This window comes from Delftia lacustris (assembly GCF_040267515.1).
In the GTDB taxonomy this organism is placed as follows: domain Bacteria; phylum Pseudomonadota; class Gammaproteobacteria; order Burkholderiales; family Burkholderiaceae_C; genus Comamonas; species Comamonas tsuruhatensis.
The window spans coordinates 105,747-119,227 of sequence record NZ_CP141274.1 but is presented as its reverse complement, the minus strand read 5'-3'; the positions used below and the strand labels follow the sequence as shown (position 1 = coordinate 119,227).

General features: G+C 66.4%; 12 protein-coding genes. 10 read left to right on the top strand and 2 right to left on the bottom strand.

Annotated elements, in window-relative coordinates; translation table 11 throughout:
• Window positions 1–162: 162 nt before the first annotated feature.
• Complete coding sequence (locus U6958_RS01985; protein ID WP_016452290.1) at window positions 163–906, bottom strand: TetR/AcrR family transcriptional regulator; 744 nt, start codon at window positions 904–906, stop codon at window positions 163–165.
• 130 nt (window positions 907–1,036) lie between these two features.
• Here U6958_RS01985 and U6958_RS01980 point away from each other — a divergent pair, with 130 nt between their 5' ends.
• The 8 genes from U6958_RS01980 to U6958_RS01945 all read left to right on the top strand — a co-directional run bounded on the left by U6958_RS01980 (window position 1,037) and on the right by U6958_RS01945 (window position 9,985).
• Entirely contained in the window at window positions 1,037–1,921 is an 885-nt protein-coding gene (locus U6958_RS01980) for an ABC transporter ATP-binding protein (protein WP_074921156.1), read from the top strand.
• On the top strand, window positions 1,918–2,799 hold the full coding sequence (locus tag U6958_RS01975) for a branched-chain amino acid ABC transporter permease (RefSeq protein ID WP_017406956.1): 882 nt from the start codon (window positions 1,918–1,920) through the stop codon (window positions 2,797–2,799). The genes U6958_RS01980 and U6958_RS01975 overlap by 4 nt, the downstream gene beginning before the upstream one ends.
• A 22-nt stretch (window positions 2,800–2,821) precedes the next feature.
• Window positions 2,822–3,859, top strand: coding sequence for a branched-chain amino acid ABC transporter permease (locus U6958_RS01970; RefSeq protein WP_046239407.1), 1,038 nt, complete (start codon window positions 2,822–2,824; stop codon window positions 3,857–3,859).
• Window positions 3,860–3,895: 36 nt separating this feature from the next.
• Entirely contained in the window at window positions 3,896–5,077 is a 1,182-nt protein-coding gene (locus tag U6958_RS01965) for an ABC transporter substrate-binding protein (RefSeq protein WP_016447278.1), read from the top strand.
• Window positions 5,078–5,102: 25 nt separating this feature from the next.
• A complete protein-coding gene (locus U6958_RS01960) occupies window positions 5,103–5,921 on the top strand; it encodes an ABC transporter ATP-binding protein (RefSeq protein WP_016447277.1) in 819 nt (272 codons plus the stop codon).
• Window positions 5,922–6,066: 145 nt separating this feature from the next.
• Complete coding sequence (locus U6958_RS01955) at window positions 6,067–7,902, top strand: long-chain fatty acid--CoA ligase (protein ID WP_074921155.1); 1,836 nt, start codon at window positions 6,067–6,069, stop codon at window positions 7,900–7,902.
• Between the two features lie 7 nt (window positions 7,903–7,909).
• On the top strand, window positions 7,910–8,698 hold the full coding sequence (locus U6958_RS01950) for an enoyl-CoA hydratase/isomerase family protein (protein WP_074921154.1): 789 nt from the start codon (window positions 7,910–7,912) through the stop codon (window positions 8,696–8,698).
• A 99-nt stretch (window positions 8,699–8,797) separates the two neighbouring features.
• Window positions 8,798–9,985, top strand: coding sequence for an acetyl-CoA C-acyltransferase family protein (locus U6958_RS01945; RefSeq protein WP_074921153.1), 1,188 nt, complete (start codon window positions 8,798–8,800; stop codon window positions 9,983–9,985).
• A gap of 64 nt (window positions 9,986–10,049) precedes the next feature.
• Here U6958_RS01945 and U6958_RS01940 read toward each other — a convergent pair whose 3' ends face one another.
• A complete protein-coding gene (locus U6958_RS01940) occupies window positions 10,050–11,087 on the bottom strand; it encodes a recombination-associated protein RdgC (protein WP_016447273.1) in 1,038 nt (345 codons plus the stop codon).
• Window positions 11,088–11,396: 309 nt separating this feature from the next.
• Here U6958_RS01940 and U6958_RS01935 point away from each other — a divergent pair, with 309 nt between their 5' ends.
• Complete coding sequence (locus tag U6958_RS01935; protein ID WP_016447272.1) at window positions 11,397–11,942, top strand: Spy/CpxP family protein refolding chaperone; 546 nt, start codon at window positions 11,397–11,399, stop codon at window positions 11,940–11,942.
• A 176-nt stretch (window positions 11,943–12,118) separates the two neighbouring features.
• On the top strand, window positions 12,119–12,751 hold the full coding sequence (locus tag U6958_RS01930; protein WP_043789536.1) for an acyloxyacyl hydrolase: 633 nt from the start codon (window positions 12,119–12,121) through the stop codon (window positions 12,749–12,751).
• Window positions 12,752–13,481 lie beyond the last annotated feature (730 nt).

The window sequence follows — 13,481 nt, the reverse complement described above, 5'->3', positions numbered from 1 at the left end:
ATGAGTCCAAAAGATGCCAAGTTCTTTAGCCTCTTTTAGAGAGTGCGAAAAACTGTTTCCCCACAACGACTTATAAAGCGCCCCAAAGTTGCCGGAGGCTCTTTTAGGCTCTTGGAAACACCTCTATAGAACCAAAGCTCTGCGGGCATGTGCGGCTTCGGCTCAATCCTTGGAAGGGTTTGCCGCGCGCTTTGCGGAGGCCGCGCGCCGAGCAGGCTCCGCCCTGCGCAACACCCCCCCCATCAAGGTATCAATGCACTGCTGCGCCACTTCCTCGGCCGAGTACTGGCCGCCGGGCTGGTACCAGCGGCCTATCCAGCTGAGCGCGCCGGCAATCACGAAGGCGGTCATCTTGGGGTCGCAGGGGGCCAGGGAGCCCTCCTGCACGCCAGCGGCCACCAGGCGCCGGAAGGCCTGGTCTATGGCGGCCTTCTGGCGGCGCAGTTCGCGGCGGCTGTCGGGGGGGACCTGTTCGTCGCCGACACGGATCAGGCACATGCCGAAGTCCATGGTGACGATGCGCGCATAGACCTGCATGCAGGCGCGCAGCTGGTCCACGGCCTGGCCACCTGCGCGGCGCGAGGCCTCGATGCCTTCCAGCGTCATGGCCAGGCCCTGGTTCACGCACTGCAGCAGGATCTCGTCCTTGTTCTTGACGTAGTAGTACAGCGTGGGCTTGCTCACGCCCAGCCGCGCGGCGATGTCGTCCAGCGAGGTGGCGGAGAAGCCGCGCTCGTTGAACAGCTGCGCGGCGGCCTGCAGCACGGCCTGGCGCTTGGCCTCGCGCTGCTGCTCGCGGTCGGGCGTGCCGCTCCAGGGCGAGTCCACGGCGGGCGCCGCACGGCCTTTGCGGGCGCGGGTTCCGGGGCTGGGTCGGGTCTTGGTTTCAGGGCTCGATGGCTTCATGGCGGCGGGTGCACCGGGGAAATCACCGATGCTGCATGCGGTGGGCGACAACCAGAATCTACTCCAAAGTAAACAGCCTACGCATCAGTAGGCTCCTGCCCGGCTCGACGAACCAACGCACGAGACAGCCATGGAGACACACCCCGACGGCGGCCCGCCCGCCCCCTTGCTGCAGGTCGATGGCATCACGCTCGCCTTTGGCGGCGTGAAGGCGCTGTCGGGCGTGGGCTTCGATGTGCAGCCCGGCTCGATCACGGCGGTGATCGGCCCCAACGGCGCGGGCAAGACGTCGCTGTTCAACACCATCTCGGGCTTTTACCGGCCCACGGGCGGCTCCATCCGCTTCCAGGGCGAAGACATCACGCGCATGCCGGCGCCGCGCCGTGCGCGGCTGGGCCTGGGGCGCAGCTTCCAGAACATTGCGCTGTTCCGGGGCATGACGGTGCTGGACAACATCAAGCTGGGCCGCCACGCCCACCTGCGCACCAACGTGCTCGACGCCCTGCTCTACCTGGGCCGCGCTCGCCGCGAAGAGGCCGAGCTGCGCCGCGACATCGAGGAGCGCATCATCGATTTCCTGGAGATAGACCACATCCGTCATGCGCCCGTGGCCGCCCTGTCGTACGGGCTGCAAAAGCGCGTGGAGATGGCGCGCGCCCTGGCCATGCAGCCGCGCATCCTGATGCTGGACGAGCCCGTGGCCGGCATGAACCGCGAGGAGACCGAGGACATGGCGCGCTTCATCCTGGACGTGCGCGCCGAATGGGGCGTGACCGTGCTCATGGTGGAGCACGACATGGGCATGGTCATGGACCTGTCCGACCATGTGGTGGTGCTCAACTTCGGCCAGGTCATCGCCCAGGGCACGCCCGCCCTTGTGCAGGCCGATCCCGAGGTGAACCGGGCCTACCTGGGCGCGGGCGACGTGGGCGAGCTGCGCCAGCGGCTGCGCGGCGCAGCCGAACGGCCAGCGTCCACCGAGCACCTGCCCGCCATGGCACAGAGGGCCGCATGATGGACTGGGCCTACCTGTTCGAGATCGCCCTCACGGGCCTGGCCGGCGGCGGCCTGTATGCGCTGGCCGCGCTGGCCTTCGTGGTGGTCTACAAGGCCACGCGCGTGGTCAACATCGCCATCGGCGAGCTGCTGATGGTGGGCGCCTACCTGTTCTTCACCTTCGCGGCCATGTTCGCGCTGCCGCTGTGGCTGGCCATTCCCGCCGCCGTGCTGGGCACGGGGCTGCTGGGCGCGCTGATCGAGCGCACCATGATCCGGCCGCTGCTGGGCGAGCCGCCGATCTCGGTGTTCATGGTCACCGTGGGCCTGGCCTCGGTGCTGGTGGGCCTGGTGGAGCTGATCTGGACGGCCGACCAGCGCCGCCTGCCCGAGTTCATGCCCACGCAGCCCGTGATGATCGGCGAGGCCTTTCTCGCGCCCAAGGTGGCCTGGGGCGCAGCCGTGGCCGTGGTCTTCATCGCGGCCGTGCTGCTGGTGTTCCGCTACTGGCGCGGCGGCGTGGCCCTGCGTGCGACGGCCAGCGACCAGGCAGCGGCCTATTCGGTGGGCATCAATGTGCCGCGCGTGTTCTCGCTGGCGTGGGCGGTGTCGGCCATGATCGCCGCCGTGTCGGGAATCATCGTCGGCTCCATCGGCGGCATCTCGTCGAGCATGGGCGTGTTCGGCCTGTCGGTGCTGGTGGTCGTCATCGTGGGCGGGCTGGACAGCGTGCTGGGCGCCCTGGTCGGCGGCCTGTTCATCGGCCTGGTGGAGGCGCTGGCCGGCGCCTACCTGGGCGGCGAATACAAGCTGCTGGCCACCTTCATCGTGCTGGTCGTGGTGCTGATGCTCAGGCCCTACGGCCTGTTCGGCACACACGAGATCGAGCGGCTCTAGACAGCTTCAGAAAGACGGCAGCATGCGCATAGGCACCCTCAAGGAAAGCTACATCGCCGATGCGGCGCTGTTCGACTCCCGCACGCAACGCATCTGGCTGGCCGTGGCCGGCGCGCTGCTGGTGCTGTTCCCCTTCATGGCCAGCGACTACTGGCTGTACCTGGCCTGCCTGGTCAGCATCAACGTGGCCAGCGCCACGGGGCTGAACATCCTCACGGGCTACACGGGCCTGGTGAGCCTGGGCCAGGCCGCCTTCATGGGCCTGGGCGCCTATACGGTGGCCATCGTGCAGGCGCGCTGGGGCACGCCCGTGCTGTTCAACCTGCTGGCGGGCGGCTTCGTGGCCATGCTGGGCGGCATCGTGGTGGGCCTGCCCTCGCTGCGCGTCAAGGGCCTGTACCTGGCGATTGCCACCATCGCGGCCTCGTTCATCGCGCACTTCCTGTTCGCCAACCTCAGGCTCACGGGCGGCACGGCCGGCCTGACGCTGCAGCCGGCCACGGTGTTCGGCGTGGCGCTGGATACGTCGTTCCGGCTGTACTGGGTGATCGTGCCGGTCACGCTGCTGATGCTGCTGGGCGCGGCCAACCTGTTTCGCACACGCACAGGCCGCGCCTTCATCGCCATCCGCGACCGCGACATCTCGGCCGAGGTGCTGGGCATACCGCTGCTGCGCTACAAGCTGCTGTCGTTCGGGCTGTCCTCGTTCTACGCGGGCGTGGCGGGCGGGCTGTGGGCGTACTTCTTCCGTGTGGTCACGCCTGAGAGCTTTCCGCTCTTGATGTCCATCTTCTTTCTCGCGGCCATCATCGTCGGCGGCATGGGCTCCATCCTGGGCTCCATCCTGGGCGCGGTCTTCATGACCATGGTGCCGGAGCTGCTCAAGCTCATCGTGGACCTGCTGCCCGGCGGCTCCGAGCTCACCGTCTTCCTGTCGCCCGTGCGCACCATGGTGTTCGGGCTGCTGATCATCGTCTTTCTGGTCTTCGAGCCGCAGGGGCTCGCACAAATGTGGCGGCGCCTGCGCCGCTTCTTCCACCTGTGGCCCTTCCGCAATTGAGGCGGCGCCGCGCACGACAAGCAAAAGGAGACAAGCATGCAGCAACACCCGACTTCCTCGCGCCGCCGCAGCCTGCTGCTGGCGGCCGGCGCCAGCCTGGCCGCGCCGCTGGCCGCCCGCGCCCAGGCCGGTGGCGAAGACATCGTGATCGGCGGCTCCATCCCCATGACGGGCGTGTTCGCCTTCGCGGGCGTGGGCATCAATGCCGGCATGGGCGACTACGTGAAGATCGTCAACGAGGCCGGCGGCATCAAGGGCCGCAAGGTCCGCTACGTGCCCGAGGACACGGGCTACAAGGTCGATGTCTCGGTGGCCGCGTTCAAGAAGATCACCAGCCAGAACAAGGTCAACCTCTACTACGGCGACTCCACGGGCTTTTCCAAGACCATCAACCCCGAGTTGGACCGCAACGGCGCCATCCTCATGGCGGGCGCCTCCTTCGCCACCGAACTCAACAACCCGGCCAAGTACCCGAACCAGTTCCTCGTGGGGCCCGACTACACGGAGATGTTCGGCATCCTGCTCAAGCACATCGCCAAGGAAAAGCCGGGTGCCAAGGTGGCCTTCGTCTACTCCGACTCCGAATTCGGCCGCGACCCCATCGAGGCCAGCGAAGCGGCCGCCAAGAAGCTGGGCCTGAACATGGTGGCCAAGCTGATGACGCCGCCCGGCAGCGTGGACGTGTCCACCGAAGTCATCAAGCTGCGCCGCGCCGCGCCCGACTACACCATCTTCCACGGCTACATCCTCGCGCCCATTCCCGAGTTCATCCAGCAGGGCAAGCAGATGGGCATGACCAGCCGATGGATGGGCACCTTCTGGACCATGGACAGCTCCACCGTCATGAAGATGGGCGAGGCCGGCGACGGCTTCATGGGCGTCATGCCCTACCGCTACTACTACGACACCTCGGCCAAGGCGCCCATGCTGGACAAGATCCGCGCGCTGCGCCCCGAGTACCAGAGCACGGCCTATATCCAGGGCTTTCTGGCGGCCATGCTGTTCGTGGAATCGGCCAGGCGCTGCCTGGACGCGGGCAAGCCGCTCACCGGCCCCAACCTCAAGGCAGCGCTCAACTCCATCAAGGACTTCGATACGGGCGGACTGATCGGCGTGCCCATCACCATCAAGGGCAATTCCATCCCCGTGGGCCGCGTCTACAAGGCAGATATGAAGGCGCAGAAGATGCTGCCCGCCTCTGACTGGATCGCACTTTGACTGTCGTCCGAACAGACGCCCGCACATGACCGAGCAGCCCACGGACAAGGTCCTCGAAATCAACAACATCGAGGTCATCTACAACAAGGTCGTGCAGGCCCTGCGGGGCCTGTCGCTGGCCGTTCCGCGCGGCCAGATCGTGGCCCTGCTGGGCAGCAACGGCGCGGGCAAGAGCACCACGCTCAAGGCCGTCTCCGGACTGCTGGCGCTGGAGGACGGCCTGCTGGCCAGCGGCAGCGTGCGCTACAACGGCCAGTCCACCGCGCAGTACGCGCCCCAGCAGCTGGTGCGCCTGGGGCTGTCGCATGTGATGGAGGGCCGGCGCGTGTTCGAGGACCTCACGGTGGAGGAAAACCTCGTGGCCGCGACCTACGCGCTCACGGGCCGCCATCAAGTCAAGCCCGACTTCGACCTGGTCTACAGCTACTTCCCGCGCCTGCATGAGCGACGCAAAGGCCTGGCCGGCTACCTGTCGGGCGGCGAGCAGCAGATGCTGGCCATTGGCCGCGCGCTGATCGCCGAGCCCCAGCTCATGCTGCTGGACGAGCCCTCGCTGGGCCTGGCGCCCAAGCTGGTGGAGGACATCTTCACCATCATCGCGCGCATCAATGCCGAGCGCGGCACCTCCATGCTGCTGGTCGAGCAGAACGCCACCGTGGCCCTGGCCGTGGCGCACAGCGGCTACATCATGGAGAACGGAAAGATCGTCATCGACGGCCCGGCCGAACGCCTGGCCCAGGATGCCGACGTGCGCGAGTTCTACCTGGGCATGGGTGGTGGCGGCGAGGCAAAAAGTTTTCGCGACCTGAAGCACTACAAGCGCCGCAAGCGCTGGTTGTCATGAAGCACCCCCTGAGTCGCTTCGCGCCTTCCCCCTCTCTCCCGCTTCGCGAGGGAGGGGGACAGCACCCTCGGTGCGGGGCGGCCCTTCCTCGGTGCTCCCGTGTGGGGGCACGCCAGTGTCACAGGCAGCGCGATGGGTCATTGATATGAAGAACCTTCCCGAACTCACCCTGCCCCAGATGCTGGCCGAACGCGCGCGCAGCGATGCCCAGCGCGTGGCCATACGGCAAAAGGACTTCGGCATCTGGAAGCCCACCAGCTGGGCGCGCTACCACGAGCGTGCCAGCCACTTCGGGCTGGGCCTGGCGCAGCTGGGCCTGCCGCCAGGCGGCCACATGGGCGTGATCTCCGAGAACCGCATCGAGTGGGTGCTGGCCCAGATGGGCGCGGGCCTGATCGGCGCCATCACCGTGGGCGTCTACCCCACCAGTCCCACGCCCGAGGTCGCCTACGTGGCCGGACACGCGGACATCGCCATCATGGTGTGCGAGGACCAGGAGCAGACCGACAAGCTGCTGGCCGCCCTGCCCGAGCTGCCGCAGCTGCAGAAAATCATCGTCATGGAGACCAAGGGCCTGCGCAGCCTTGCGCCCGAGCTGCGCGCACTGATCACCACCTTCGACGAGGTCGAGCGCCTGGGTGCCCAGGCCGCCAGCCGCGCCCCCATCGAACAGGCGCTGGCACGCCAGACGCTGGATGACGTGGGGCTGATGATCTACACCTCGGGCTCCACCGGCAAGCCCAAGGGCGCCATGATCACCTACCGCAACATCCGCGGCGTGGTGCCCGGCATTGCCGAGCGGCTGGGGCTGGATGGCGGCACGCGCCACCTGTCCTACCTGCCGCTGTGCCACGTGGCCGAGCAGATGCTGACCAGCTTCGTGCCGGTCTACCTGGGCTCGCAGGTGCACTTCGGCGAGTCCATCCGCACGGTGCAGGAAGACCTGCGCGAAGTCGCGCCCAACATGTTCCTGGGCGTGCCACGCATCTGGGAAAAGCTGCATGCGGCCATCAGCATCAAGATGCAGGAGACCGGGCCGCTGCGCCGCACGCTCTACCGGCGCGCCATGGCCGCCTGCGCGCCGCTGGCCGAAAAGCCCCGCAGGCAATGGAGCCTGGCCGAACACCTCACCTGGGCCGCCAGCTACTGGAGCGTGCTGCGCGCACTGCAGAACTTCATCGGCCTGCGCGAGGCGCGCGTGGCACTCACGGGCGCCGCGCCCATACCACCCGACGTGGTGCGCTTTTTCCGCACGCTGGGCGTGCCGCTGATCGAGGTCTACGGGCTGACCGAATCCACGGGAATGGTTACCGGCCACCGCCTGGATGACGTGGCCGTGGGCAGCGTGGGCGTGGCCACCGAAGGCGTGCAATGGCGCATTGCCAGCCTCGGCAGCAGCGCGGGCCACGAGGGTGACGACAGCGGCGAACTGCAGATCAAGGGCGACATGGTCTTCGCGGGCTACTACAAGAACCCCGAGGCCACGGCGCAAAGCATCCAGGACGGCTGGCTGCACACGGGCGACGTGGTGCGCGTGCAGGGCGGCCAGCTGCGCATCGTGGACCGCCTCAAGGACATCATGATCACCGCCGGCGGCAAGAACCTCACGCCCTCGGAGATCGAGAACACCATGAAGGCCAGCCCCTTCATCAAGGAGTGCATCGTCGTGGCCGAGGGCCGCAAGTTCGTGGGCGCGCTGGTGCAGATCGACTACGAGACCGTGGGCCAATGGGCCCAGGCGCGGCGCATTGCCTTCACGCATTTCCGCTCCCTGGCCGAGATGCCCGAGGTGCGCGCGCTCATCGAGGCCGAGATCGCGCAGGGCAATGCGCGCCTGGCCCAGGTCTCGCATGTGCGGCGCTTCCATCTGCTGACCAAGGAGCTGGACCACGACGATGGCGAAGTCACGGCCACGATGAAGGTGCGCCGCTCGTCCATCTACAAGACCTACGCCGCCGAAATCGACGCCCTGTACCACTGAGCCTCCCATGACCGATACGCAAGACACCCCGCTGCAGCTGCAGCGCGAAGGCGCCATCGCCACGCTGACCTTCCACCGCCCCGCCGCCCTCAACGCCATCGACGTGCCCATGGCACTGGCGCTGCGCGACGCCGTGCGCGCCCTGGCCCAGGACCGCGCGCTGCGCTGCGTGGTGCTGGAAGGCGCAGGCCGCGCCTTCATGGCGGGCGGCGACTTGGACACGCTGGCCGCCGACCCCGTGCGCGGCGCGGCCGAGCTGCTGGCGCCGCTCAACGAGGCCGTGGCGCTGCTGGGCCAGCTAGATGCGCCCGTCATCGCCAAGGTGCATGGCGCGGCGGCAGGCGCAGGCCTGTCGCTGATGCTGCAGGCCGACTTCGTCTGCGCGGCCGAGGGCACGCGCTTCAACCTGGCCTACATCAACCTGGGCGCCAGCTGCGACGTGGGCGCCTCCTGGGCGCTGCCGCGCATCGTGGGCCTGCGCAACGCGCTGGAGATCGCCATGCTGGGCGAGACCCTGGACTGCGCCCAAGCGCAGCGCCTGAGCCTCATCAACCGTGTCCTGCCGCCCGCCGAACTCGACGCCGCCGTGCAGCAGCTGGCCCAGCGCCTGGCCGCCGGCCCCACGGTGGCGCTGGGCCATATGCGCCGCCTCATGCGCGCCGGTCTGGACCGCAGCCTGCGCGAGCAGCTGGCGGCCGAGGCCTGCGCCTTCGATGCCTGTGCGCGCACGGCCGACCTGCCGCGCGGCATTGCGGCGTTCCACGCCAGGCAGACGCCGCAATTCGAGGGACGTTGACCTGCGCCCGGAACTGACGCCGAGGCGGCTGCGCTGCCTGCCGCCTGCCCGGCACAATGCACTCCATCCCCCGTGTTCATCGCTTCGAGGAGCTTCACCATGACCCCACGCGACGTCTTCGTCGTCGGCACTGCGCGCACCGCCATCGGCACCTTCGGCGGCAGCCTCAAGGACGTACCCAACACCCAGCTGGCCACCACGGCCGTCAAGGCCGCCATGGAGCGCGCGGGCCTGGCGCCCGACGCCGTCGGCCACGTGGTCATGGGCAATGTGATCCCCACCGATACCAAGGACGCCTACCTCTCGCGCGTGGCCGCCATCGATGCGGGCTGCCCCATCGAGACGCCGGCCTTCAACGTCAACCGGCTGTGCGGCTCCGGCCTGCAGGCCATCGTCTCTGCCGCCCAGGCCATTGCGCTGGGCGATTGCGACGTGGCCATCGGCGGCGGCAGCGAGTCCATGAGCCGCGGCCCCTACTTCGACCAGGCCGCGCGCTGGGGCGCGCGCATGGGCGACGCCAAGAGCATCGACTACATGCTGGGCATCCTGCACGATCCCTGGCAGAAGATGCACATGGGCATCACGGCCGAGAACGTGGCCGAGCGCTACCACATCAGCCGCGAAATGCAGGATGAATTGGCAGCGGCCAGCCACCAGCGCGCCGTCGCAGCCATCGCGGCCGGCCACTTCAAGGAGCAGATCGTTCCCGTGGAAATCGCCACGCGCAAGGGCGTCGTGGTCTTCGACACCGACGAGCATGTGCGCGCGGCCACCACCATCGAAGTGCTCAGCGCCATGAAGCCGGCCTTCCGCAAGGAAGGCGGCACCGTGACGGCCGGCAATGCCTCGGGCATCAACGACGGCGCGGCCGCCGTGGCGCTGGCCGCAGGCGATCGCGTGGCTGCCCTGGGACTGAAGCCGCTGGCGCGCCTGGTCGGCTACGCCCATGCCGGCGTGGACCCCGCCTACATGGGCATAGGCCCCGTGCCGGCCACGCAGAAGGTGCTGCAGCGCACGGGCCTGAAGATTGCAGACATGGACGTCATCGAGGCCAACGAGGCCTTTGCGGCCCAGGCCTGCGCCGTGATCCAGCAACTGGCGCTGGACCCGGCCAAGGTCAATCCCAACGGCTCGGGCATCTCGCTGGGCCACCCGGTCGGCGCCACGGGCGCCATCATCACCACCAAGGCCATCGCCGAACTGCAGCGCACGGGCGGCCGCTATGCGCTGGTGACCATGTGCATAGGCGGCGGCCAGGGCATCGCAGCCATCTTCGAAAGGGTCTGAGCGCCCTGGGGGCGCGGCGATGTTTCACATGAAACATTGCCGGCCCGGGTGCCCGGCTGCTGGCTCAGAACGGCGCTTCTTCAGGCGCCGTGTCCACGGGTGCCGTGGCCGGCCCCGTCAGCGCACCACGGCCCGATGCCGCTGCGCGCGGTGCCGTCGCGGGAGCGTGGGCAGCAGGCGTCTGCAGCGATGCGGGAAGATCCTGGCCCAGGCCCGTGCGCCCTTCCCCGCCCAACGCCTCGATCAGATCGGGGATGAGCCTGGACAGCTCGCCCGTGGCAATCGCCACGTCGGCATCGAAGCCGCCGTCGTCCTGCGACTGGCCTTCCATCACGGCATCGAGCAGCGCGATCTTGCGGATCTGCAGACCCTCGGTCAGCACAAAGCTCACGCGGTCGTCCCAGGTCAGCGCCAGGCGCGTGGGCAGCTTGCCGTGCTCGATGTGCTGGCGCACCTCGTCGATGTCCAGCGGATGGCGCGCATAGCGCACCACGGCCTTGGATTCGTCGGCGGCCTTGAGCTCGCATTCACGGTCAATCGAAAAGCCGGCCGGGCTTTCCTGCGTGGTCAGCCAGTGCGCCATGGCGGCCTGTGCGCTGGTCTGCGTATCGACCAGGGCCAGCGCAAAGCCTGTGAGGCCCTCCACCAGCGAGCTGACCACCTCGTCGGCGCGCGCCTGGCTGCCGGTGTCCAGCACCAGGGTGCGGGCCTGCGGGTCCAGCCACACCCACATGGAGCCCTGCTTGGTGAAGGCCATGGGCAGCAGGTCCAGCTTGGCCTCGTCCTTGAGTTCCTTCTTTTCCTTCTTGCCGGGCTTGCGGCCTTCGGTGGCCTCGATGTGGGCGGCCTTCTCGTTGACGCGGCGGTTGAGCACGCTGGCCGGCAGCATCTTGGCCTCGGTCATGAAGCGCATCACCCACTGATTGGCCACGGACTCGGCCAGCGGGCCATGGGGCTCGCCGCGCGGCGGCACCCAGCCGGCGCTGCGCTCCTGCGTGGCGCCGCACTCGGCAAACGGGCTCTTGCCCAGGGCTTCTTCAAGCTGCTGCAAATCGCCCTGCCAGCTCTCGGCAATGCGATAGACGATCATGTTTTTGAACATAGCGAACCTTTGCTCGGACGGACTGCGGCCGTGCCGCAAGAGGGTGTGCAACACCGGGCTGCGCCGCCTCCATCCAGAGGGAGAAAACTGAAAAAACAGCAGGGGCGCCATGCCTTGGCGCCCCGCCCGGCCATTGTGCATGCCTGGCGCCGGACAGCGCTGCACAAGCTTGTCAATTCTTTACAAGCCCTGCGCAAAACCACACGGCCCCGATACATCGGACGACCACACTTCAACCATCCGCTGCACAGGGCCCGCCAAGTGCCTTGACGGCGGCCTTCAGTCACCCTCTCCAGAAAGGATTTTGGAATGACCACCACCTTCCGCCGCACCCTCGCCAGCGCCGCAGCTGCCACCGCCTTGCTGGCATCGTTCGCCCTGCCCTCGTACGCCCAGACCGCCGCGCCGGCAGCACCGGCTGCAGCCACCACGCCCAAGCCCGAACGTCCCATGCACAAGCCCGGCGAGCGCCGCGAACACATGCAGCAGCGCATCGCCAAGCTCAAGGCCGACCTCAAGCTCACGCCGGCCCAGGAGACCGCATGGAACACCTATGCGGCCACCTTCAAGCCCGGCGAGCGTCCCCAGCGCATGGAGCGCGAGGACTTCGCCAAGCTGACCACGCCCCAGCGCATCGACAAGATGCGTGAAATGCGCGCCCAGCGCGCGGCCGATGCCGATCGCCGCGGCGAAGCCACCAAGGCCTTCTACGCCCAGCTGGACGCCAACCAGCAAAAGACCTTCGATGCCGCCACGCTGCACAAGGGACACCCTGGCCACCACGGCATGGGCCACGGCCCGCGCCATGACCACAAGAGCGGCCAGGCCCGCCCTGCCCCGGCACCTGCCCAGTAAGCGCCAGCCTGGCCTGCCTGCCACCGGCGGGCAGCCGGATTGCTTGAGCCAGCCCTTGCACGGACGCCTTGTCGGGCGACCGACAGTGCAAGGGCTTTTTTGCTGACGCCCCGGTCTTCACCAGCCTCCCTAGAGTGTTACAGGCACAGCAACGTGTGCCGCCCCCGGAGAAGATCATGGCCCTCAAAATCATTCAAACGACGCCATCCAGCTACCAGAGCCTCGCCAAGGCACGCATCCATCCGCCAGCACGCCTGGCAGCGACCGTGATGCTGGCCTGCGCAGGCGCTGTCCTGCCGATGGCGACCCAGGCGCAATCCTTGGCGCCGGAATCCACCCCTTCCCTGTACCTGCAATATGGCGCGGCCGAGCGCAGCGCCGACAGCTGGACCCTGGGCGTTACCGTGCCCTGGCGCAACTGGCGCCATGCGCTGTGGGGCGGCCAGCTCAGCGGCTATTGGGATATCTGGGGCGCGCGATGGTCCGCCCCCCTGGAAGGCAGCCACCGCAGCACCTGGGTGGTGGGCATCAATCCCACGCTGCGCTGGCGTGGCAGCAACGGACAGTCGCCCTGGTTTGCAGAAACCGGCGTGGGTCTGAGCTGGGCACTGAACCGGCGCTACGTCACGGACGAGAAGGAATTCCCGACCCGCTACAACTTCGCCACCCATATCGGCGTGGGCTACCTGTTTGGCAACCAAGGCCAGCATGAACTGGTGCTGAGGCTGGAGCACCATTCCAACGCTGGCATCAAGAAGCCCAACCCCGGCGAAAACTTCCTGCAGCTGCGCTACGCCCACCATTTCTGATCACGGTTGCAGATCCCGGCAAGACCACCTTCGAGGTGGTCTTTTTTTGTCCTCAACCACCCTGTGGAAAAACCTGGGCATAAAAAACTCGTAAATCCATGCTTATCCACAAGGAGGATGCGCCATGGAAAGTTGTGCCCAAAACGGGTGCAGCAGCGAAGCAGCATCCACCACAGGGTTTGAAATGTCTTAAGTTGTTGATTTTTATAAGATAAATTCAGTTATCAACAATTAAGCACTTCACTTACTACTACTACTAATTAAAAAATAAGAGAGATAGGAATAACAGCCAAGGACGGTTTTTCACAGCGGCAAGACCGTTCTGGATAAAAAAAGGCAGCCGGTCCATCAGGAAAAACGGCCTGTCAACAGGTCACAGCACTGCCAGACCATGTGCTCATCCATGTCTGGCAAGTCTTGTTTTCACCTTGGTAAACAAAAAAATCCTTTTAGATCAACAACTTGAAGTTCAATAAAGGAAAAAATTCACCTCGCACAAAACTGTGGATAGATGAAGACCAACTCAACAGTTATCCACAGAAAAAATCGAAACAGGCAAACTATCCCCGTTCGGGAGACACCGGGAACAGGGCTTTGATCACATGTTTTTCAATCGGGCAAGACATTGTTTTTTTTGAGGAATAGAGAGTTATCCACAGAGATGTCATGCCTTTACTACTACGACTATTCTTTATAAGAAGATCAAAGAACAACCGAAGGCGAAGTCACG

What these genes read in the sequence shown, in the direction of transcription:
- U6958_RS01985 (WP_016452290.1), bottom strand. Translation starts at nt 906, where the DNA reads ATGAAGCCATCGAGCCCTGAAACCAAGACCCGACCCAGCCCCGGAACC.
- U6958_RS01980 (WP_074921156.1), top strand. Translation starts at nt 1,037, where the DNA reads ATGGAGACACACCCCGACGGCGGCCCGCCCGCCCCCTTGCTGCAGGTC.
- U6958_RS01975 (WP_017406956.1), top strand. Translation starts at nt 1,918, where the DNA reads ATGATGGACTGGGCCTACCTGTTCGAGATCGCCCTCACGGGCCTGGCC.
- U6958_RS01970 (WP_046239407.1), top strand. Translation starts at nt 2,822, where the DNA reads ATGCGCATAGGCACCCTCAAGGAAAGCTACATCGCCGATGCGGCGCTG.
- U6958_RS01965 (WP_016447278.1), top strand. Translation starts at nt 3,896, where the DNA reads ATGCAGCAACACCCGACTTCCTCGCGCCGCCGCAGCCTGCTGCTGGCG.
- U6958_RS01960 (WP_016447277.1), top strand. Translation starts at nt 5,103, where the DNA reads ATGACCGAGCAGCCCACGGACAAGGTCCTCGAAATCAACAACATCGAG.
- U6958_RS01955 (WP_074921155.1), top strand. Translation starts at nt 6,067, where the DNA reads ATGAAGAACCTTCCCGAACTCACCCTGCCCCAGATGCTGGCCGAACGC.
- U6958_RS01950 (WP_074921154.1), top strand. Translation starts at nt 7,910, where the DNA reads ATGACCGATACGCAAGACACCCCGCTGCAGCTGCAGCGCGAAGGCGCC.
- U6958_RS01945 (WP_074921153.1), top strand. Translation starts at nt 8,798, where the DNA reads ATGACCCCACGCGACGTCTTCGTCGTCGGCACTGCGCGCACCGCCATC.
- U6958_RS01940 (WP_016447273.1), bottom strand. Translation starts at nt 11,087, where the DNA reads ATGTTCAAAAACATGATCGTCTATCGCATTGCCGAGAGCTGGCAGGGC.
- U6958_RS01935 (WP_016447272.1), top strand. Translation starts at nt 11,397, where the DNA reads ATGACCACCACCTTCCGCCGCACCCTCGCCAGCGCCGCAGCTGCCACC.
- U6958_RS01930 (WP_043789536.1), top strand. Translation starts at nt 12,119, where the DNA reads ATGGCCCTCAAAATCATTCAAACGACGCCATCCAGCTACCAGAGCCTC.